Source organism: Agromyces sp. NDB4Y10, assembly GCF_001620055.1.
In the GTDB taxonomy this organism is placed as follows: Bacteria; Actinomycetota; Actinomycetes; order Actinomycetales; family Microbacteriaceae; genus Agromyces; species Agromyces indicus.
This window is the reverse complement of the sequence record NZ_LQGY01000025.1, coordinates 133,684-154,586: the sequence shown is the minus strand read 5'-3', so window position 1 is coordinate 154,586 and position 20,903 is coordinate 133,684. Positions and strand designations below refer to the sequence as shown.

Genomic DNA, 20,903 nt, shown 5'->3' with positions numbered 1-20,903 from the left:
CGCCGCCCGAGCCCCGCGACGCGCGACGACGACCACGCCGGCGCCCGCCGCCCTCGGCCGGCGCCTCGGCGCCCGGCGTGGCGTCGGCGACCGCCGACGACGGCTCGGATGCGGCATCCGTCGGCGCCTTCTGCTCGGCGTGCGCGACGGTCGACGCGGCGATCTGCGCAAGCGCGTGCTTCACGTCCTCGGTGATCGCGTGCGTGCCCTGGTGCGCCTTGTCGGCCGCGGGGGCCTGCGACGACCCGCCGTTGTTCCCGTTGGCGCCGCCGCGGTTCCGGCGGCGCTCGACCTGCTGCTGCGGCGCGCGGTGCTTCGCGATCGGCTCGTGGTGGACGATGATGCCGCGTCCGGCGCAGACCTCGCACGACTCGGAGAACGACTCGAGCAGGCCGAGCCCGAGCTTCTTGCGGGTCATCTGCACGAGGCCGAGGGAGGTGACCTCGGCGACCTGGTGCTTCGTGCGGTCGCGCGAGAGGCACTCGACGAGTCGACGCAGCACGAGGTCGCGGTTGGACTCGAGCACCATGTCGATGAAGTCGACGACGATGATGCCGCCGATGTCGCGGAGTCGCAGCTGGCGGACGATCTCCTCCGCCGCCTCGAGGTTGTTCTTGGTGACCGTCTCCTCGAGGTTGCCGCCGGAGCCGACGAACTTGCCCGTGTTGACGTCGATGACGGTCATCGCCTCGGTGCGGTCGATGATCAGCGAACCGCCGGACGGCAGCCACACCTTGCGCTCGAGCGCCTTCTCGATCTGCTCGGTGATGCGGAACTCGTCGAACGCGTCGCGCTCGCCCTCGTAGGCCTCGACGCGCTCGAGCAGGTCCGGCGCGACCTGGCCGAGGTACTTCTCGATCGTGCGGCGCGCCTCGTCGCCGGCGATGATCATCTTCTGGAAGTCCTCGTTGAAGACGTCGCGGACGATCTTGATGAGCAGGTCGGGCTCGGAGTGCAGGAGCGCCGGCGCCTGGACCTTCTCGATGGTCTGCGAGATGTCGGCCCACTGGCTGATGAGCCGGTTGACGTCGCGCGTGAGCTGCTCCTCGGTGGCGCCCTCGGCCGCGGTGCGCACGATGACGCCCTGGTTCTCGGGGAGCACCTCCTTCAGGATCTTCTTCAGGCGCGCGCGCTCCGTGTCGGGGAGCTTGCGGCTGATGCCGTTCATGGAGCCGTTCGGCACGTACACGAGGTAGCGGCCGGGCAGCGAGATCTGGCTGGTCAGGCGTGCGCCCTTGTGGCCCACCGGGTCCTTCGTGACCTGGACGAGCACCCGGTCGCCCGGCTTCAGCGCGAGCTCGATGCGTCGGGGCTGGTTCTTCTCGCCGTTCTCGGCGGCGGCATCCCAGTCGACCTCGCCGGAGTACAGCACGGCGTTGCGCCCGCGGCCGATGTCGACGAACGCGGCCTCCATGCTCGGCAGCACGTTCTGCACGCGGCCGAGGTACACGTTGCCGATGAGCGAGGCGTCCTGGTTGCGCGCGACGTAGTGCTCGACGAGCACGCCGTCCTCCATGACGCCGATCTGGATGCGGCCGCCCTTCTGGCGCACGACCATCTGGCGGTCGACCGACTCGCGGCGCGCGAGGAACTCCGCCTCGGTGATCACGGCTCGGCGGCGCCCGGCGTCACGACCGTCGCGGCGACGCTGCTTCTTCGCCTCGAGGCGCGTGGAGCCCTTGACCTTCTGCGGCTCGGTGATCAGCTCCGGCTCGCGGGGCTTGCGGACCTTGACGACCGTGTTCTCGGGCTCGTCGCCGGCGTTGCGCGACTCCTCGCCGCTGCGGCGGCGGGACCGGCGGCGGACGCTCGAACCCTCACCCTGGGCGTCGCGCTCGCGGTCGCGGTCCCGATCGCCGCGGTCGGACCGGTCGGACCGGTCGGCGGCCGGCGGTTCGAACACGGGCGGGGCGTGGAAGATCAGCGAGGTGGTCGTCAGCACCGCGGGGATCGGCGACGCCGGCTCGGCCCCCGCGTCGGATCCGGCGGCCTCGGCCCCGGCATCGGCCGGAGTCTCCTCAGCCGCCGCCTCGCCGACCTGCGCGGCATCGGATGCCGCGGCGTCGGCCGGAGCGTCCGCCACCGGCTCCGCGGCCGCCTCGACCGGCTCCGCGGCCGCTTCGGCCTGGCGCTCCTGCGCGTCGCCGTGCGTGAGGACCGGCGCGGCGGACTCCTCCGTCACCGGTGCGCTCGGACCCGTGGGGGTCTCGAGGGCGGCCGGCGCGGCGGCATCCGCGGTCTCGTGCTCGCTGCGCGGCACGACCTGGGTCGCACGGCGGCCCGTGCGGCGGGCCCCGAAGAGCCCCACCTTGCGCCGGGGCGACTCGCCTGACGTTGCGTTCGTCGGTGTTCCGTTGTCTTCCACCATCTCTGGTGCACTCCTACGCCGGGAGCGGTGGCCGCGCCACCTCACCCCGTACTCCTCGGAGCGGTCCCGCGCCGTGCGCCGGACCGCCAATCCTTCTCTGCTGCGCCCGGCGGGTGCCGGTGACGCCAAATCTCGCGGTTCGTCCGCGGATGCGGATGCGGTGCATCCTCAAAGCCCTCGTTGGCGTCGCACCGAGCGCGGCTCGGGCGACTGCAACGATTATCGCACGGTCTCCCAGCGCTGCGCGGAATCGGCGTGCCAGAATACCGGGCATGCCCGACTCCCCCCGCCCGGCACGGCCGGTCGCGCTCGCCGTGTTCCTCGTCGTCGCGGGGGCGCTGGGCCTGCTCGCGGCGTTCGAGCTGACGCTCGAGAAGATCCTCACGCTGTCGAATCCCGACTACGTGCCGGCGTGCAACGTGGGCGTGCTCGTCGGGTGCAGCGTGAACCTCGGGTCGGACCAGGGCGCGCTGTTCGGGTTCCCCAATCCGCTGATCGGGCTCATGGCCTGGCCGGTGGTCATCACGACTGGGGTGGCCCTGCTCGCCGGTGCCCGCTTCGCGCGCTGGTACTGGATCGGGCTGAACGTGGGCGTCACGGGTGCGCTGGCCTTCGTGATCTGGCTCATCGCGCAGAGCATCTACGTGCTCGACGTGCTCTGCCCGTGGTGCATGCTCACGTGGGCGGTCACGATCCCCGTCTTCCTGGTCGTCACGCTCCGGAACCTCCGCGAGGGGGCGATCCCCGCCTCGCCCGCCGTACGGCGCGTCGCGGACACGCTCATGGGATGGGTGGTCGTCATCACGATCGCCTGCTACGCCGTCGTCATCCTGCTCGCGCAGGCGCAGATGAACGCCATCCCGCGCGTGATCATCGACCTGCAGAACCTGTTCTGATCGGCGCACGCGGAACGGCGGCGGCATCCGTCGCCGGACACCGCCGCCGCGCGGTCGAGCGGACGGCTCAGTCGAACCAGAGCGCGAGCTCGCGCTCGGCCGACTCCACCGAGTCGGAGCCGTGCACGAGGTTCTGCTGCACCTTCAGGCCCCAGTCGCGGCCGAAGTCGCCGCGGATGGTGCCCGGCGCGGCGGTCGTCGGGTCGGTGGTGCCGGCGAGCACGCGGAAGCCCTCGATGACCCGGTTGCCGGCGACGCGCATCGCGACGACCGGACCGGACTCCATGAACTCCACGAGCGGCTCGTAGAAGGGCTTGCCCTCGTGCTCGGCGTAGTGCTTCGCGAGCAGCTCGCGGTCGGGCTGCACCATGCGGATGTCGACGAGCGAGTAGCCCTTCGCCTCGATGCGGCGGAGGATCTCGCCGGTGAGGTTGCGCGCGACCCCGTCGGGCTTCACGAGCACGAGGGTCTCTTCGATGGCGGTGGTCATTGGGGTTCCCTTCCTGGGGCGGCGGACGCCGCCCGATCACGGTCGATGCGCCCGCCGACGATCATGCAGTACGCCCACATGCCGCCGAACAGGGCACCCACGACGAACATCGCCGGGTTGAGCAGACCCGACGCGAAGATGACGGCCTGCAGCGCCCAGCCGAGGCCGTAGGCCCACTCGTGGCGGAGCAGGCCGAGGGTGAGCACGAGCCCGAGGATCACCACGCCGCCACCGGCGAGCGGTGCCCACTCGGGCAGGCCCAGGATGCCGCCCTCCTCGCGCGACAGCCCCCAGATCACGAGCGCGGCGAGGAACACGACGACGACCTCGAACGCGAGCACGATGCTCGCGAGGGTGCGGCGCACCGACCGCGGGCCGCCCGGGATCGGAGCGGCGGGCTCGGCCGTGGTCACCGGTCGCTCCAGCCGCGGTCGTCGGCGATCGCGATGGCGTCGCCGACGAGGGTGATCGACCCGGTGACGAGGACGCCGCGCTTCTCGCCGCGCGCCGCCCAGTCGCGGGCGTCGTCGAGCGCATCGTCGAGGCGCTCGACCATGTCGACGCGGTCGGGGCCGACCACCGCTGCCACGGATGCCGCGAGCTCGCCGGCCGGGATGGCCCGGTCGGACTCGGACTGCGTGGCGAGGAAGCGCGCCCCGGTCGGCTCCAGCGCCCGGACGATCCCCGTGGCATCCTTGTCGCCCAGCACGCCGAGGACGACGACGAGCTCGTCGAAGTCGAAGTACTCGCCGAGCGCCTCGACGAGGGCGGCGGCGCCGTGCGGGTTGTGCGCCGCGTCGACGAGGACGGTCGGGTCGACCGACACCGGGTGCAGGCGGCCCGGCGAGGTCGCCGCGCCGAGCCCGGCCTCGAGCACGTCGTCGGCCAGTCGGACGTTGCCGCCGAGGAACGCCTCGACCGCCGCGATGGCCAGGGCCGCGTTCTCCGACTGGTAGCGCCCGTAGAGCGGGAGCGCGAGATCGCGGTACTCGCCCGCGAGCCCGCGCACCGAGACGAGCTGGCCGCCCACGGCCACGCGCGAGTCGAGCACCGCAAACGCGCCGCCCTCGACCGCGACGCTCGCCTCGCGCGCCGCGGCGACCTCGTGCAGCACCTCGAGCGCCTCGGGCGCCTGGAAGGCCGTCACGACGGCCGCGCCCGGCTTGATGATGCCGGACTTGGTGCGGGCGATCTCCGCGATCGTCCGGCCGAGGCGCTCGGCGTGGTCGATGGCGATGGGCGTGATGACGGCCACCTGGCCGTCGGCGACGTTGGTGGAGTCCCACTCGCCGCCCATGCCGACCTCCAGCACCACCACGTCGACGGGCGCGTCGGCGAAGGCGGCGAAGGCGAGCACGGTGAGCGCCTCGAAGTACGTCAGCGGCACCTCCCCGCGCCCTTCGAGCTCCGCGTCGACGAGGCCGAGCACCGGGAGGATCTCCTCCCAGATGCGGGCGACCGCCTCATCGGCGATGGGCTCGCCGTCGATGCGGATGCGCTCGGTGAACCGCACGAGGTGCGGGCTCGTCATGAGCCCCGTGCGGAGGCCCTGCGCGCGCAGGATGCTCTCGATCATCCGGCTCGTCGAGGTCTTGCCGTTGGTCCCGGTCAGGTGGATCACGGGCGCAGCGCGGTGCGGGTCGCCGAGCAGTTCGACGGCTCGGCGCGTGGCATCGAGCCGCGGCTGCGGCTGGGCCTCGCCGACGCGCGCGAGCAGCGCGGCGTATACGGCGTCGGCGGCGTCGCGCTCCTCGGGCGTGGACTCGGGCGTCACGGTGCTCATCGGGCGGGCACCTCCGCGAGCTTCTCGACCCGCACCGCGAGCTTCGAGCCGTCGCCGACCGAGCGCGCCTCGTCGCCGTTCGGCGACCCCTCGGCGATCACCACCTCCGGAGCGAGCGTCTCGCGGCCGATGAGGTCGCGGTGCGCCTCGGCGGCGGCGACGCCCGCTGCGTCGAGCGTGAGCGAGAGCCGGATCCGGTCGCCGACCTCGAGGCCGGCCGCCTTGCGGGCGTCCTGCACGGCGCGGACCACGTCGCGCGCGAGGCCCTCCGCCTCGAGCTCGGGCGTCGTCACCGTGTCGAGGATGACGAAGCCGCCGTCGGCGAGGAGGCCCAGCGCCTGGCCGTCGCCCGCCGCGCCGGCCTCGAGCACCAGGTCGTACTCCCCCGACTCCAGCGGGATGCCGCCGGCGACCACCGTGTCGCCGTCGAGGGTCCAGTCGCCCGACCGGGCTGCCTGGATCGCCTGCTGCACCTGCTTGCCGAGCCGGGGACCGGCCGCGCGGGCGTTGACGGTCAGTCGCTTGGTGACGCCGTACGTGGCGGCGCTCGTCTCGTCGAGCTCGACGAGGTCGACGCGCTTGACGTTGAGCTCGTCGCGGAGGATGCCCTCGAACGGCGCGAGCGCCGCGGCATCCGTCGTCACGACCGTGAGCGCCGCGAGCGGCAGCCGCACGCGCCGGCCGGCCTGCTTGCGCAGTGCGAGCACGGCGCCCGTGACCTCGCGCACGCCATCCATGGCGGCGACGAGCTCGGGGTCGGCGGGGAACTCGTCGGCCACGGGCCAGTCCGTCAGGTGCACGCTCCGTCCGCCGGTGAGCCCGCGCCACACCTGCTCGGTCACGAGCGGCAGCAGCGGTGCGGCCAGGCGCGTCAGCGTCTCGAGCACCGTGTACAGGGTGTCGAAGGCCTCGCTGCCGGTGCCGTCCTCGGTGACGCCGCCCCAGAACCGGTCGCGCGAGCGGCGCACGTACCAGTTCGTGAGCACGTCGCCGAAGTCGCGCAGCTTCTGCGCCGCGAGCGGCGAGTCGAAGTCCTCGAGGTCGGCGGTGACGGCGTCGACGAGGTCGCGGAGCTTGGCGAGCAGGTACCGGTCGAGCACGTCGGTCGAGTCGGTGCGGCGGGATGCCTCGTATCCGCCCTCGCGCGCGGTGTTGGCGTAGAGCGAGAAGAAGTACCAGGTGCTCCACAGCGGCAGCATGAGCTGGCGGACGCCCTCGCGGATGCCCTCCTCGGTCACGATCAGGTTGCCGCCGCGCAGCACCGAGCTCGACATGAGGAACCAGCGCATCGCGTCGGAGCCGTCGCGGTCGAACACCTCGTTGACGTCCGGGTAGTTGCGCAGCGACTTCGACATCTTCTGCCCGTCGTTGCCGAGGACGATGCCGTGGCTCACGACGTTCTCGAACGCCGGCCGGTCGAACAGCGCGGTCGAGAGCACGTGGAGGGTGTAGAACCAGCCGCGCGTCTGCCCGATGTACTCGACGATGAAGTCGGCCGGATTGTGGGTATCGAACCACTCGCGGTTCTCGAACGGGTAGTGCACCTGCGCGAAGGGCATCGACCCGGAGTCGAACCAGACGTCGAGCACGTCGGGGATGCGGCGCATGGTCGACCGGCCGGTCGGGTCGTCGGGGTTCGGCCGGGTCAGCTCGTCGATGTACGGGCGGTGCAGGTCGGGTTCGCCGTGCTGGTTCACCGGCAGGCGGCCGAAGTCGCGCTCGAGCTCTTCGAGCGAGCCGTACACGTCGATGCGCGGGTGGGCGGGGTCGTCGCTCTTCCAGACCGGGATCGGCGAGCCCCAGTAGCGGTTGCGGCTGATCGACCAGTCGCGCGCACCCGAGAGCCACTTGCCGAACTGGCCGTCCTTGACGTTCGCCGGGACCCAGTTCACCTCCTGGTTGAGCTCCTCCATGCGGTCGCGGAACTCCGGCACGCGCACGAACCAGCTCGACACCGCCCGGTAGATGAGCGGGTTGCGGCACCGCCAGCAGTGCGGGTACGAGTGCTCGTAGCTGGCCTGGCGGAGCAGGCGCCCCTCAGCCTTCAGCAGCTGCGTGAGCGGCTTGTTCGCGTCGCTCCAGAGGAGCCCCGCGACATCCGTCACCTCGGGGAGGAACTTGCCGCCGTCGTCGAGCGAGAGCACGACCGGGATGCCCGCGGCCTCGCACGCCTTCTGGTCCTCCTCGCCGTAGGCGGGGGCCTGGTGCACGATGCCCGTGCCGTCCTCGGTCGTGACGTAGTCGGCGACGAGGATGGTCCACGCGTTCTGGAGGCCCCAGCGTTCGACGTCGGCGTAGTAGTCGAAGAGGCGGTCGTACGTGATGCCCTCGAGCTCAGCCCCGCGGACCGTCCGCGAGACCGCGGCGCGGGCGTCGTCGGCCGACTCGTAGCCGAGTTCCTTCGCGTAGTTGCCGACGAGGTCGATCGCGATGAGGTACTCGGCGCCGAGCACCTCGGTGTCGGATGCCGCGCCGCCGGCGCGCTCGCGGAGGACGGTGGCATCCGGGGTGCCGTTCGGCCCCGCGGGCACGACCGCGTACTCGATGTCGGGTCCGACGGCGAGTGCGAAGTTGGTCGGGAGCGTCCAGGGCGTGGTGGTCCAGGCGAGGGCGCGCACCGCGGTGAGGCCGAGCGACTCCGCCTTCGCGCCCGTGAGGGGGAAGGTGACGGTGACGGTCTGGTCCTGCACGTTCTTGTAGACGTCGTCGTCCATGCGCAGCTCGTGGTTGGACAGCGGCGTCTGGTCGCGCCAGCAGTACGGCAGCACGCGGTGGCCCTCGTACGCGAGGCCCTTCTCGTGGAGCTGCTTGAAGGCCCAGATGACCGACTCCATGAAGGTGACGTCGAGCGTCTTGTAGTCGTGCTCGAAGTCGACCCAGCGCGCCTGGCGGGTGACGTACTCCTCCCACTCCTTCGTGTAGCGGAGGACGGCGTCGCGCGCGGCCTGGTTGAACGCGGCGATGCCCATGCGCTCGATCTCGGCCTTGTCGGTGATGCCGAGCTGCCGCTCCGCCTCGAGTTCGGCGGGGAGGCCGTGGGTGTCCCAGCCGAAGCGGCGGTGCACCTGCTTGCCGCGCATGGTCTGGAAGCGCGGGAAGAGGTCCTTGGCGTAGCCGGTGAGCAGGTGCCCGTAATGCGGCAGGCCGTTGGCGAAGGGCGGGCCGTCGTAGAAGACCCACTCCTCGGCGCCGTCGCGCTGGTCGATGGACGCCTGGAACGTGCCGTCGGCCTTCCAGTGCGCGAGGACGTCGCGCTCGATGGCGGGGAAGTCGGGCGACGGGGCCACGGGCTGGTCGTCGTTGCGGGGGTACACGCGCGCTCCTTGCGGGACGGATCACCTACCGCGAGGACGCCGGCGCCCGTTCGGACGCCTGCGCGGTACCACCCCGCTTGCCCGGCGGCGGAGCGCCGGACCTCTCGTGCTGCGGCTGTGACGGGCCTGCCCCGTTCGGTTCTACTGGGCCCGCGGTCGTGCTGCGGGCGGTTCTTCCGAAGACTCCCCGGTGATGGCCGGATCGATGTCGGTCCCTCCAGACTACCGGGTCGTCGGGGGACGGCGCACGCCGGTGGGCGGTGCCCCCGGGGCCCAGCGATACGCCTCGCTGATCAGCGCGAGCAGGGCGGGCTCGCCGATGTCGCGCGCCTTGGCCTCGTCGACGAGGTCGTGGATGGCGCCCGCGAGCGCGCCGTGCCCGCCGAGGCGGACGAGGACGACGGCGCCCCGCCCGCGGTGGAGTTCGATGAGCCCCTCGTCGCGGAGTCGGCGGTAGGCGTGCAGGACGGTGTGCATGTTGACGCCGACGGATGCCGCGAGGTCGCGGGCCGCCGGCAGGCGCTCGCCGCCGGCGAGCCGGCCGTCGATGATCGAGGCGCGGATGCCGCGCGCGAGCTGCTCGTGGAGCGGCAGCGGGTCGCTGGGGTCGACGCGGATCAGCACGCCGTGAAGCGTATTGTTCTATCTTTATGCGCACAACTCGCTTGTGAGCGATCGTCGCCGGTGTCAGGATGATCCCGGCCCCGACGACGTGCGGCCCACCCTCTCCCCCTGTCGCAAGGACTTCGATGCGCGCTGCACCCGTGAACCGACGGCCCCTCGGCCGTTCCGCCCTGATCGCCGCCGGCCTGGTGTCGGCCCTCGCGCTCGCCGGTTGCCAGGCCGACGAGCCGCAGGCCTCCGACGAGCCCGTGGAGGGCGGCACGCTCGTCTACGCGAGCGGCGACGCGGAGCCGACGTGCCTGGACCCGCACGTCGGCGGCAATTACCCGCAGGCGCTCATCGCGGGGCAGTTCCTCGAGTCGCTCGTCTCCCGCGACGACTCCGGCGAGATCATTCCCTGGCTCGCCGAGTCGTGGGAGGCGTCGGAGGACGGCCTCGCGTGGGAGTTCACGCTGCGGGACGGGGTGACGTTCACCGACGGCACGCCGCTGGACGCCGAGGCAGTGAAGGTCAACGTCGAGCACCTGCGGGATCCGGCGACGCAGTCGTCCACCGGCTACCTCGCGATGGGCAAGGTCGAGCGTGTCGAGGTCGTCGACGACCTCACGGCGCGTTTCGTCCTCACCACGCCCGACAGTGCACTGCTCGAGTCGCTGAGCCAGCCGTGGACCGCCATCCAGTCCCCCGCCGGCATCGCCCGCGGCCTGGAGGAGAACTGCGAGGCGCCGATCGGCACCGGGCCGTTCGTCGTCGACGAGTGGGTGAAGCAGGACCGCGTGATGCTGGTGCGCAACGACGAGTACTCCTCGCCGCCCGCCGACGCCGGGCACGAGGGTCCCGCCTACCTCGAGGCGATCGAGTGGCGCTTCGTGCCGGATGCCGCATCCCGGTACGCCGCGCTGCAGGGCGGCCAGGTCGACGTGATCGACAACCCGCAGCCCGACACCATTGCCGCCGCCGAGGAGTCCGGGAACCTCACGTGGCTCGACGCGCCGCGTCCGGGCGCCTCGAACCGCATCGAGCTGAACTCGGGGCAGGCGCCCTTCGACGACGAGCGCGTGCGCGAGGCGTTCATCCGCGCCGTCCAGGTCGACGAGGGCATCGACGCGCTGTTCTTCGGCACCGCCGAGCGGTCGTACTCGGCCCTCTCCTCGGTCGAGGCGCTCGCGTACTCCGACGCGGCGCGGTTCGAGCCCGATCTCGAGCGCGCGAACGAGCTGCTCGACGAGGCCGGGTGGACCGAGCGCGACGCCGACGGCACGCGCCTGAAGGACGGGCAGCCCCTGACGCTGCGCTTCCCGGTGAGCACCAACCAGTCGATCCCCGCCGAGCAGTCGCTGTTCGAGCAGGTGCAGGCCACCGCGAAGGAGGCCGGCTTCGACGTCGTCATCGACCTGCTCGACCTGTCCAGCTGGTATGGGCGCCTGTTCGCGAACGAGTACGAGATCGTGAGCGCGCCGTACACCAAGGTCGGCCCCGACGTGCTGCGGATCCTGTACCACTCCGACAGCATCACGCCCGCGCCGAGCGGCTACTTCGCGAACCTCGCCCAGCTGGACGACCCCGAGGTCGACGCGCTGCTGACCGAGGCCGCCGCCGAGAGCGACGCCGACGCCCGCGCCGACCTGTACGAGCAGGCGCAGCAGCGCATCCTCGGCGGGTACTACCTCCTTCCGCTGTACGACCAGCAGAACAGCTTCCTGCTCGACCCGTCGGTGCGCGGCGCGCGCGCCATGCCGACGGTGTCCACGCCGAGCTTCCATGACGCCTGGCTCGCCGACTGAGCCGGTCCGGCGCCGCCGCAGCACCGCCCGTCACGCGGCGGTGCTCGTCGGCGGCGCCGTCTTCGTCATGTGGGCCGTCGCCACGCTCACCTTCTTCGCCATCCGGCTGATCCCCGGGGATCCCGCCCAGGCGATCCTCGGCGGCCCCGGATCGCAGGCGTCCCAGGAGGCGCTCGACCTCGTGCGCGAGGAGTACGGCCTCGACCAGCCGCTGGTCGTGCAGTACCTCGCGATGCTCGGCCGGCTGCTCACCGGCGACCTCGGCTCGTCCTACGCCCTCCGCGTCCCCGTCGCCGACCTCCTCGCCGCGCAGGTCGGCGGCACGCTCCTGCTCGCGGTGCTCTCGCTCGCACTCGCCTGGATGCTCGCGCTCGGTCTCGCGCTCTGGTCGACGGGGCGGGGTCGCATCGCGGCGGCCGTCGGCGAGGGCGTCGAGCTCACCGCCGCAGCGCTCCCCCACTTCTGGCTGGCCGGCGTCCTCATCGCCGTCTTCAGCTCGGGCCTGGGCTGGCTCCCGCCGGTCGCGACGGGCACGCCCGCCGGTCTCGTGCTACCGGTCGTGACCCTCGCCGTCCCGCTCGCGGGCTTCCTCGCCCAGGTGATGCGCGAGAGCCTGCTCGACGCGCTCGAGCAGCCGTTCGTCGTCTCGGCGCGGGCCCGCGGTGAGAGCACCGCCGGGGTCCGGCTCCGTCACACCATCCGCCATGCCGCGCTGCCGGGCATCAGCCTGTCGGGGTGGGCGCTCGGCTGGCTGCTCTCGGGCGCCGTCGTCGTCGAGACGATCTTCGCGATGCCCGGGCTCGGCCGCACGCTCCTGCAGGCGGTCACGCTCCGCGACATCCCGGTCGTCGTCGGCGTGGTGCTGTTCGTCGCCCTCGTCTACGTGGTCATGACCGTGGTCACGGACCTCGTCGCCCGCGTCGCCGACCCGCGCCTCCGGCAGGAGGGAGCCCGGTGAGCGAGCTCGAACTGCGGCAGACGACCGTCGTGTCGGCGGCCGAGCACGAGGCGCCGCGCCCCGCACGGCGGATGCCGCGCATCGGGACGCTGCTCGCGTTCGCCTTCGTGGCCTTCCTCGCCGTCGCCGCGTTCGCGCCGGGGCTGGTGCAGACGCATCCGCCGAACGCTATCTCCGCCGCCGAGGCGTTCCAGGCGCCGTCGTTCGCGCACTGGTTCGGCACCGATGAATCGGGCCGCGACGTCTACAGCCGCGTCGTCGCCGGGACCGGGACCTCCCTCCTCATCGGCGTCACGGCGACGTTCATCGGGCTCCTGCTGGGCGCCGTGCTCGGCGTGCTCGCGAGCTTCGGCGGCCGCGCGGTCGACTTCGGCGTCAGCCGGCTCGTCGAGGTGCTGTTCGCCTTCCCCGGGCTGCTCCTCGCGCTGCTCGTCATCGTCATCGCGGGACCGGGGCCCGTGACGGCCACGATCGCCGTGGGGCTCTCGACCGCGCCCGGGTACGCGCGCATCATCCGCGGGCAGCTCGTCGCGATCCGCAGCGCGCCCTTCGTCGAGTCGGCGCGGGTCCTCGGACACGCGCCCGGACGCATCCTCGCGCGGCACATCCTGCCGAACGCACTCGTGCCGCTCCTCGTGCTCGCCACGCTGGGCATCGGCCAGGCGATCGTGTGGGCGTCGGCGCTCAGCTACCTCGGCCTCGGAGCGCAGCCCCCGGCCGCCGAGTGGGGCGCGATGCTCGCGGCGGGCCGCACCTACCTCGGCACCGCGTGGTGGATGACGGTGTTCCCCGGGCTCATGATCGTCGGCACGACCGTGGCGACGACGGTCCTCGGCCGGGCGCTCACCCGACGCGACCAGGAGGTGCGATGACCGCCCGAGCGGATGCCGCCGCCGCGGCCCCCCTCCTCGACGTCGAGGGGCTGCGCGTCGCGTTCGACGGCCGCGAGGTCGTGCACGGCCTGTCGCTGCGGATCATGCCCGGCGAGTGCGTCGCGATCGTCGGCGAGTCCGGCTCCGGCAAGAGCGTCACGGCGCGATCGCTCCTGGGTCTCGCCGGTCCGGGCTCGACCACCACGGCCGAACGGCTCGAGGTACTCGGCCGCGACCTCGCCCGAGCCGGTGAACGCGAATGGCGCGGCGTCCGCGGCCGCAGCATCGGCCTGATCCTGCAGGACGCGCTCGTGTCGCTCGACCCGCTCCGGCCGATCGGTCGCGAGATCGACGACGCGCTGCGCATCCACGAACGGATGCCGCCCGCCGAGCGGCGGACGCGGGTGGTCGACCTGCTCGACCGGGTGGGCATGCCCGACCCCGCCGCGGCCGCCGGCCGCCGCTCCGGCGAACTGTCCGGCGGGCTGCGGCAGCGCGCGCTCATCGCCGCCGCGCTCGCCCTCGACCCACCGCTCCTCATCGCCGACGAACCGACGACGGCGCTCGACGTCACCGTGCAGGCGCGCATCCTCGCGCTGCTCGGCGAGATCCGCTCGCGCGGCACGGGGATCCTCCTGATCAGCCACGACCTCGCCGTCGTCGGCGGCCTCGCCGACCGCATCCTCGTCATGCGGGGCGGCCGCCTCGTCGAGGAGGGTCCCGCCGAGCAGGTGCTCCGCACGCCCCGCCACGCGTACACGCGGGCGCTCATCGCCGCCGTGCCCACCGACCGCGCCCGAGGCGAGCGCCTGAGCGTGTCGTCCGCCCCGGTCACCGGCGATGGCGGCTCCGACGACGCGGTCCGGACCGGCGATCGCCCCGCGCCGCCCGCGCGGACCGCGGTCGGAGAGCGACCCGTGCTCCGCCTCGACGGCGTGACGAAGACCTTCCCCGTGCCCGGCGGGCGCCTCGCCGCGGTCGACGACGTGTCCCTCGACGTGCGCCGAGGAGAGACCCTCGGGCTCGTCGGCGAGTCCGGATCGGGCAAGACGACCGTGGCGCGCCTGGCCCTCGCCCTCACCGCGCCGGATGCGGGCGAGGTGCTCCTCGACGGCCGGCCGTGGTCGAGCCTCCCCGAGCGCGAGCGCCGGCCGATGCGCCGTCGCATCGGCGCCGTCTACCAGGACGCGCTGAGCTCGTTCGACCCGCGTTGGAGCGTCCGCGGCATCCTCGACGACGCCCTCGGCACCGTCCTGCCCCGAGCCGGACGCCGCGAGCGGGACCGGCGGGTCACCCAGCTGCTCGACCAGGTCGGCCTCGCGGCACCCGTCGGCGCACGCCGACCGCTCACCCTCTCGGGCGGCCAGCGGCAGCGCGTCGCGATCGCCCGCGCCCTCGCCGCCGCACCGGACGTGCTGATCTGCGACGAGCCGGTGTCGGCACTGGACGTCACGATCCAGGCGCAGATCCTCGACCTGCTCGAGGACCTGCAGCGCCGGGACGGACTCGCGCTCCTGTTCATCTCGCACGACCTCGGAGTGGTCCGCCACATGAGCGACCGGGTCGCCGTCATGCGTTCGGGGCGCATCGTCGAGACCGGGAGCTCGGACGACGTGTTCGGCTCCCCGCAGCATCCATACACGGCGCAGCTCGTCGCGGACGCCCCGCGCCTGGCCGCCTGAGGAACCCCCGGCTTCGAGCGCGCAGCACCCCTCCGGTAAGCTGGAGCGTCGCACATTCAGGCACCCCCACGGACTCGGTGCCGCACATACCGAACCGGAGCATCATGACCGACACCGCGCGCATCCCCGACAAGCCCGCTCTCGAGGGCCTCGAAGCCAAGTGGGGCGGTGTCTGGGAGTCCGACGGCACGTACCGGTTCGACCGCTCCGGCGCCACGCGCGAGGCGATGTACTCGATCGACACCCCTCCGCCCACCGCGTCGGGCTCGCTGCACATCGGCCACGTCTTCTCGTACACCCACACCGACGTCATGGCCCGCTTCCAGCGCATGCGGGGCAAGTGCGTCTTCTACCCGATGGGCTGGGACGACAACGGCCTGCCGACCGAGCGCCGCGTCCAGAACTACTACGGCGTCCGCTGCGACCCGTCGCTCCCCTACGACCCGGACTTCACCCCGCCGTTCGAGGGCACCGAGGGCAAGACGATCAAGCCCGCCGACCAGGTGCCGATCAGCCGCCGCAACTTCATCGAGCTGTGCGAGCGGCTCACGGCGGAGGACGAGCAGCAGTTCGAGGCGCTGTGGCGCACGCTGGGGCTCTCCGTCGACTGGACGCAGACCTACCGCACCATCGCCGACGAGGCGCTGTTCACCTCGCAGCTGGCCTTCATCCGCAACGTCGAGCGCGGCGAGGCGTACCAGGCGCTCGCCCCCACGCTGTGGGACGTCACGTTCCGCACGGCCGTCGCGCAGGCCGAGCTCGAGGACCGGGAGCAGCCCGGTCACTACCACCGCGTCGCCTTCCACAAGCCCGGTGGCGGTCACGTCGAGATCGAGACGAGCCGCCCCGAGCTGATCCCCGCGTGCGTGGCGCTCGTCGCCCACCCCGACGACGAGCGATACCAGCCGCTCTTCGGCACGACCGTCACCACACCCGTGTTCGGCGTCGAGGTGCCCGTCGTGGCGCACCACCTCGCCCAGAAGGACAAGGGCACGGGCATCGCCATGATCTGCACCTTCGGCGACGTCACCGACGTCGTCTGGTGGCGCGAGCTCGGCCTGCCCAACCGCGCCATCATCGGCTTCGACGGCCGCGTGATCGCCGACGCGCCCGACGCCATCGCCTCCGACGCGGGCCGCGAGGCCTACGCGAAGCTCGCCGGGAAGACGACCTTCTCGGCCAAGCAGGCCGTCGTCGAGATGCTGCGCGAATCGGGTGACCTGCTCGCCGACCCCAAGGCGATCACGCACCCGGTGAAGTTCTACGAGAAGGGCGACCGCCCGCTCGAGATCGTGTCGACGCGACAGTGGTACATCGTCAACGGCGCGCGCGACGAACCGCTCCGCCAGCGCCTCGCCGACCGCGGCCGCGAGATCGACTGGCACCCCGACTTCATGCGCGTGCGCTACGAGAATTGGGTCGGCGGCCTCGCCGGCGACTGGCTCATCTCGCGCCAGCGCTTCTTCGGCGTGCCGATCCCGGTCTGGTACCCGCTCGACGGCAACGGCGATCCCGTCTACGACGAGCCGATCGTGGCGACCCGCGAGATGCTGCCCGTCGACCCGTCGTCGACCCCCGCCCCCGGCTTCGAGGAGTCGCAGCGCGGCGCGCCCGGCGGCTTCGTCGGCGAGCACGACATCATGGACACCTGGGCCACCTCGTCCCTGACGCCGCAGCTCGCGGCCGGCTGGGAGCGCGACCCGGAGCTGTTCGACCTGGTCTTCCCCTACTCGCTGCGTCCGCAGGGGCAGGACATCATCCGCACGTGGCTGTTCTCGACGGCGCTGCGCGCCGAGCTCGAGCACGGCGTCGCCCCCTGGGCGAACGCCGCGATCTCCGGGTTCATCGTCGACCCCGACCGCAAGAAGATGTCGAAGTCGAAGGGCAACGTGGTCACCCCTGCGGGACTGCTCGAGCAGCACGGTTCCGACGCCGTCCGCTACTGGGCGGCATCCTCGCGCCTGGGCACCGACGCGGCGTTCGACCCGCAGAACCCCACGCAGGTGAAGATCGGCCGACGCCTCGCGATCAAGGTGCTGAACGCTGCGAAGTTCATCCTCGGCTTCGAGGGCGCAGCGGATGCCGCGGTGACGGTGCCCGTCGACCGCAGCATGCTCGCGGGCCTCGCGACCGTGGTCGAGCAGGCGACCCGAGCGCTCGAGTCCTACGACCACGCCCGCGCCCTCGAGGTGACCGAGACGTTCTTCTGGACGTTCTGCGACGACTACCTCGAGCTGGTCAAGGAGCGGGCCTACGGCGAGCCGAGCCCGGAGCAGGCCTCCGCGGTCGCGGCCCTCAAGACCGCGCTGCGCGTGCTCCTGCGCCTGTTCGCCCCCGTCATCCCGTTCGCCGCCGAGGAGGCGTGGAGCTGGTCGAACGAGGGGTCCGTCCACGTCGCCGCCTGGCCGACCGTCGACGAGCTCGCGGCGCGCGGTGAGGCCGGCGTCGAGCTGCTCGAACTCGCGAGCCTCGCGCTCACGGGCATCCGGCGGGCGAAGACGGACGCCAAGGCGTCGCAGAAGACCCCCGTCGCCCGGGCCGTGATCGCGGCACCGGAGCCGGCGGCGACCCTGCTCGCGTCCGCCGAGGGCGACCTGCGCGCCGTCGGCCGGATCGCCGAGCTCCGCTTCGACACGGCGGAGGCGCTCGAGGTGCGCGAGGTCGTGCTCGAGATCCCGGCAGAGGAGGCCAGCGCATGAGCGTGACGATCCGCGACGTCCGAGACGGCGACTTCTTCGGGTGGCTGCCGTTGTTCGACGCGTACTGCCGGGCCCGCGGTGCGGCGCTCGACGACACCAAGGCGCTCATCGTGTGGAGCTGGATCCAGGATCCGCGGAGCGCCCTCCGCGGCATCGTGGCGGTCGACGACGAGGGCGCGCCGGTGGGACTCGTGCACTACCACCCGGAACCGCGCACGATCGACGCGAGCGTCGGCCTCGTCGTCGACGACCTCTACGTCGATGACGCGCACCGCGGCAACGGCGTGGCCCGGCAGCTGCTCGCGCGGGTGCGCGAGCGAGCCGGCGAGCTCCACGCCACGCGCGTGAGCTGGACGGCCGACCCGGCCGACCAGGACGGGATCCGCGTGTCCGACGAGGTGGCCCGGCGCAATCCGGCCATCGCGTTCGAGATGGACCTCTGATGCGCCTCGGCACGCGGTGGGAGTTCGGCGCGGAGCCGCCGGCCTCCGTGCCCGAGGAACTGCGGCCGCTCATCGCCACGGCGGAGTCGCGCGTCGCCTCGGGCGAGGGCCGTCATTGGACCCTCACCTGGCTCGAGGGGCGTCCGATCGCCGAACTCGACGACGGCACGATCGTGACGACCGGCGCCCTGCCCGACGGCGGCGATGAGGACGACTGGTGAGCGCGCCCTGAACCACCGTGCATGACGAACGGCCCGCCCCTGAGGGGGCGGGCCGTTCGCGATGTTCGGACTGGGTCAGATCGCGAAGCCGAGGGCGCGCATCATGTCGCGGCCGTCGTCGGTGATCCGCTCGGGACCCCACGGCGGCATCCACACCCAGTTGATGCGGAAGCGCTCGACGACGCCGTCGAGGGACTCGGCGGTCTGCTCCTCGATGACGTCGGTGAGCGGGCAGCCGGCGCTGGTCAGGGTCATGTGGATGACGAGGGCGTCGTGCTCGTCATCCCAGCTGAGGTCGTAGATGAGACCGAGGTCGACGATGTTGACGCCGAGCTCGGGGTCGACGACATCCTTCAGCGCCTCGCTGATCTGGTCGTAGCGCTCGGGGGCGAGTGAGGTGACCATGGGTCGATTCTACCGGCGCCTACTGGGCGGCGGGCTCGGCCACGTGGTAGCGGTCGTAGCCCTCTTCCTCGAGGCGGTCGGCGAGCTCGGGACCGCCCTGCTCGGCGATCCGGCCCGCCACGAACACGTGCACGAAGTCCGGCTTGATGTAGCGGAGGATGCGCGTGTAGTGCGTGATCAGCAGGATGCCGAGGCCGGTGTTCGCCTTGGCCCGGTTCACGCCCTCGGAGACGACCTTGAGCGCGTCGACGTCGAGCCCCGAGTCGGTCTCGTCCAGGACGGCGAAGCGCGGCTTCAGCAGCTCGAGCTGGAGGATCTCGTTGCGCTTCTTCTCACCGCCGGAGAAGCCCTCGTTGACGTTGCGCTCGGCGAACGCGGTGTCCATGCGCAGGTTGCCCATGGACTCGCGCACGTCCTTCACCCAGCTGCGGATCGACGGCGCCTGGCCGTCGATCGCGGTCTTGGCGGTGCGGAGGAAGTTGGTGACGGTCACGCCGGGGATCTCGACCGGGTACTGCATCGCGAGGAACAGGCCGGCGCGCGCACGCTCGTCGACCGACATCTCGAGCACGTTCTCGCCGTCGAGCAGGATCTCGCCCTCGACGACGGTGTACTTCGGGTGGCCGGCGATCGTGTAGGCGAGCGTCGACTTGCCGGAGCCGTTCGGCCCCATGACGGCGTGGATCTCGCCCTCGTTGATGGTGAGGTCGACGCCGCGGAGGATCTCGCGGGTCCCCTGGTCGGTCTCGACGTTGACGTGGAGGTTCTTGATCTCGAGCACGGACATGGTGATTCGGTGGTCTCTTTCGTTGGTGTCGGCCCTGGGGCCGGAAGTCGGTGGGAGTCGGGACGGTCAGACGGGGAGCTTCACCTCGGGGTCGATGTGGACGCCCCCATCGGTGATCTCGACCTTGAAGACGGGAACCGGCTCGTACGCGGGCAGCGTGAGCGGCTTGCCGGTCAGCAGCGAGAACTTGGAGCCGTGGGCCCAGCACTCGAGCGTGTCATCCTCGACGAACCCCTCGGAGAGGGAGATGTCGCCGTGCGTGCAGGTGTCGCCGATGGCGAAGATGTCGCCGGCGGCGTCCTTCACGACCGCGATCGGAACGCCCTCGACGACGAAGCGCTGGGCCTCATTGACGGCGAGGTCGTCGACCCCGCACACGCGAACGGATGCCACGTCAGCTCCCCTGCAGTTCGGCCTCGAGCGCCGACATCAGGCGCTCCTCGAGTTCGGCGTCGCCGATCTGCTGCACGACCTCGGCCAGGAAGCCGCGGACGACCAGACGGCGTGCCTCGTCCTCCGGGATCCCGCGGGCCTGGAGGTAGAACAGCTGCTCGTCGTCGAACCGGCCGGTCGCGGACGCGTGACCCGCGCCCTCGATGTCGCCGGTCTCGATCTCGAGGTTCGGGACCGAGTCGGCACGCGTGCCGTCCGTGAGGACGAGGTTGCGGTTCTGCTCGTAGCTGTCGGTGCCCGTCGCGGCGTTGCCGATGAGGACGTCGCCGATCCAGACGCTGCGCGCGCCCTCGCCCTGCAGCGCGCCCTTGTAGGTCACGCGCGATCGGGTGTGCGGCGCGTCGTGGTGCACGAACACCTGCTGCTCGAGGTGCTGGCCGGCGTCGGAGAAGTACAGCCCGAGCGCCTCGACGTCGCCGCCCTGCTCGGCGAGGTGCGTCGACGGGTTGACCCGGACGACCTTGCCGCCGAGCGAGACGACGATGTGCTTGAGCTTGGCGTCGCGGGCGATGCGCGCGAAGTGGCTGGCCAGGTGCACCGACTCGTCGGTCCACTCCTGGAGCGAGACGACGGTGAGGTTCGCGCCCTCGCCGACGACGATCTCGACGTTCTCGGCGAGGCGGGCGTCGCCGGTGCCGCGCAGCACGACGAGCGCGCGGCTGTTCGGCGCCGCCTCGATGACCGTGTGCGCGGCCCGCGGGGCGGACCCGAGGCCCGAGCGCGTGACGGTGACGGTCTTCGCATCCTCACCCGTGACCGCGACGAGGAGCGCCTCGCCGAAGGTCGACCAGGCGTTGGCCGCGGCGCGATCCTCGGGGAGGCCGGCCGTGCCGATGCGCTCGTCCTCGCGCGGGATCCACGAGAGCGCGACGCCCGCGGCATCCGTCGACGTCACCTCGAGGCGAGCGCCGTCGAGCTCGCCCGACGTCAGGTCGGCGAACGCCGCGACGGGCGAGTACTTCCACTCGTGCTCGCGGCCGGTGACGGGGGCGAAGTCGGCGACCGCGGTGGAGCGGAAGCGCTCCGAGCGGGTCTGCACGGGCACGATCGGACCGTCGGAATGCGGTCGGAAGCCGTGCTGCTCGGCGGTGGGCATAGCGGTGCTCTGCGTTGCGACGGTCATC

18 protein-coding genes are annotated in these 20,903 nt (G+C 72.1%); 8 read left to right on the top strand and 10 right to left on the bottom strand.

Going from position 1 to position 20,903, the window contains the following annotated elements:
* Positions 1-2,368: Rne/Rng family ribonuclease (locus AVP42_RS06845; RefSeq protein ID WP_082847057.1), on the bottom strand; the 2,368-nt coding region annotated here is incomplete at its 3' end.
* Positions 2,369-2,640: 272 nt separating this feature from the next.
* On the opposite strand from AVP42_RS06845, the gene AVP42_RS06840 reads away from it, so the two are divergent.
* Positions 2,641-3,264 carry a vitamin K epoxide reductase family protein gene (locus tag AVP42_RS06840; RefSeq protein WP_067947399.1) on the top strand — a complete coding sequence of 208 codons (624 nt, stop codon included), beginning with the start codon at positions 2,641-2,643 and terminating at the stop codon, positions 3,262-3,264.
* A gap of 67 nt (positions 3,265-3,331) precedes the next feature.
* On the opposite strand, the gene ndk is transcribed toward AVP42_RS06840, so the two are convergent.
* From ndk to AVP42_RS06815, 5 genes are all read right to left on the bottom strand, one after another.
* Positions 3,332-3,754, bottom strand: coding sequence for a nucleoside-diphosphate kinase (gene ndk / locus AVP42_RS06835; RefSeq protein WP_067947397.1), 423 nt, complete (start codon positions 3,752-3,754; stop codon positions 3,332-3,334).
* A complete protein-coding gene (locus AVP42_RS06830; RefSeq protein ID WP_067947395.1) occupies positions 3,751-4,167 on the bottom strand; it encodes a DUF4233 domain-containing protein in 417 nt (138 codons plus the stop codon). Before AVP42_RS06830 ends, ndk begins: the two co-directional genes overlap by 4 nt.
* The gene (locus AVP42_RS06825; protein WP_067947393.1) at positions 4,164-5,537 is read right to left on the bottom strand and encodes a folylpolyglutamate synthase/dihydrofolate synthase family protein; all 1,374 of its coding nucleotides are present in this window, start codon (positions 5,535-5,537) and stop codon (positions 4,164-4,166) included. The genes AVP42_RS06830 and AVP42_RS06825 overlap by 4 nt, the downstream gene beginning before the upstream one ends.
* Positions 5,534-8,851 carry an isoleucine--tRNA ligase gene (gene ileS / locus AVP42_RS06820; RefSeq protein ID WP_067947391.1) on the bottom strand — a complete coding sequence of 1,106 codons (3,318 nt, stop codon included), beginning with the start codon at positions 8,849-8,851 and terminating at the stop codon, positions 5,534-5,536. The genes AVP42_RS06825 and ileS overlap by 4 nt, the downstream gene beginning before the upstream one ends.
* Before the next feature lie 222 nt (positions 8,852-9,073).
* Positions 9,074-9,475, bottom strand: a complete 402-nt coding sequence (locus tag AVP42_RS06815; RefSeq protein ID WP_067947390.1) for a GntR family transcriptional regulator — start codon at positions 9,473-9,475, stop codon at positions 9,074-9,076.
* 125 nt (positions 9,476-9,600) lie between these two features.
* On the opposite strand from AVP42_RS06815, the gene AVP42_RS06810 reads away from it, so the two are divergent.
* The 7 genes from AVP42_RS06810 (at position 9,601) to AVP42_RS06780 (ending at position 18,134) form a co-directional block, all read left to right on the top strand.
* Positions 9,601-11,259 (top strand): ABC transporter substrate-binding protein, encoded by a 1,659-nt coding sequence (locus tag AVP42_RS06810; protein WP_067947388.1) that lies wholly within the window; start codon positions 9,601-9,603, stop codon positions 11,257-11,259.
* Positions 11,237-12,217 carry an ABC transporter permease gene (locus AVP42_RS06805; protein WP_067947386.1) on the top strand — a complete coding sequence of 327 codons (981 nt, stop codon included), beginning with the start codon at positions 11,237-11,239 and terminating at the stop codon, positions 12,215-12,217. The genes AVP42_RS06810 and AVP42_RS06805 overlap by 23 nt, the downstream gene beginning before the upstream one ends.
* Positions 12,214-13,089 carry an ABC transporter permease gene (locus AVP42_RS06800; RefSeq protein ID WP_067947384.1) on the top strand — a complete coding sequence of 292 codons (876 nt, stop codon included), beginning with the start codon at positions 12,214-12,216 and terminating at the stop codon, positions 13,087-13,089. Before AVP42_RS06805 ends, AVP42_RS06800 begins: the two co-directional genes overlap by 4 nt.
* Entirely contained in the window at positions 13,086-14,771 is a 1,686-nt protein-coding gene (locus tag AVP42_RS06795) for an ABC transporter ATP-binding protein (RefSeq protein WP_067947382.1), read from the top strand. The genes AVP42_RS06800 and AVP42_RS06795 overlap by 4 nt, the downstream gene beginning before the upstream one ends.
* Before the next feature lie 104 nt (positions 14,772-14,875).
* Positions 14,876-17,470, top strand: coding sequence for a valine--tRNA ligase (gene valS, locus AVP42_RS06790; RefSeq protein WP_067947380.1), 2,595 nt, complete (start codon positions 14,876-14,878; stop codon positions 17,468-17,470).
* Positions 17,467-17,913: a GNAT family N-acetyltransferase gene (locus AVP42_RS06785; RefSeq protein ID WP_067947378.1), complete on the top strand. Its 447-nt coding sequence runs from the start codon at positions 17,467-17,469 to the stop codon at positions 17,911-17,913. The genes valS and AVP42_RS06785 overlap by 4 nt, the downstream gene beginning before the upstream one ends.
* The gene (locus AVP42_RS06780; RefSeq protein ID WP_067947376.1) at positions 17,913-18,134 is read left to right on the top strand and encodes a hypothetical protein; all 222 of its coding nucleotides are present in this window, start codon (positions 17,913-17,915) and stop codon (positions 18,132-18,134) included. The genes AVP42_RS06785 and AVP42_RS06780 overlap by 1 nt, the downstream gene beginning before the upstream one ends.
* A gap of 75 nt (positions 18,135-18,209) precedes the next feature.
* Here AVP42_RS06780 and AVP42_RS06775 read toward each other — a convergent pair whose 3' ends face one another.
* From AVP42_RS06775 to sufD, 4 genes are all read right to left on the bottom strand, one after another.
* Positions 18,210-18,539: a metal-sulfur cluster assembly factor gene (locus AVP42_RS06775; RefSeq protein WP_067947374.1), complete on the bottom strand. Its 330-nt coding sequence runs from the start codon at positions 18,537-18,539 to the stop codon at positions 18,210-18,212.
* Between the two features lie 19 nt (positions 18,540-18,558).
* Complete coding sequence (gene sufC / locus AVP42_RS06770; RefSeq protein WP_067947372.1) at positions 18,559-19,326, bottom strand: Fe-S cluster assembly ATPase SufC; 768 nt, start codon at positions 19,324-19,326, stop codon at positions 18,559-18,561.
* 66 nt (positions 19,327-19,392) lie between these two features.
* Entirely contained in the window at positions 19,393-19,719 is a 327-nt protein-coding gene (locus AVP42_RS06765) for a non-heme iron oxygenase ferredoxin subunit (protein ID WP_067947370.1), read from the bottom strand.
* A gap of 1 nt (position 19,720) precedes the next feature.
* On the bottom strand, positions 19,721-20,902 hold the full coding sequence (sufD, locus tag AVP42_RS06760) for a Fe-S cluster assembly protein SufD (RefSeq protein ID WP_082847053.1): 1,182 nt from the start codon (positions 20,900-20,902) through the stop codon (positions 19,721-19,723).
* Between the last annotated feature and the right edge of the window lies 1 nt (position 20,903).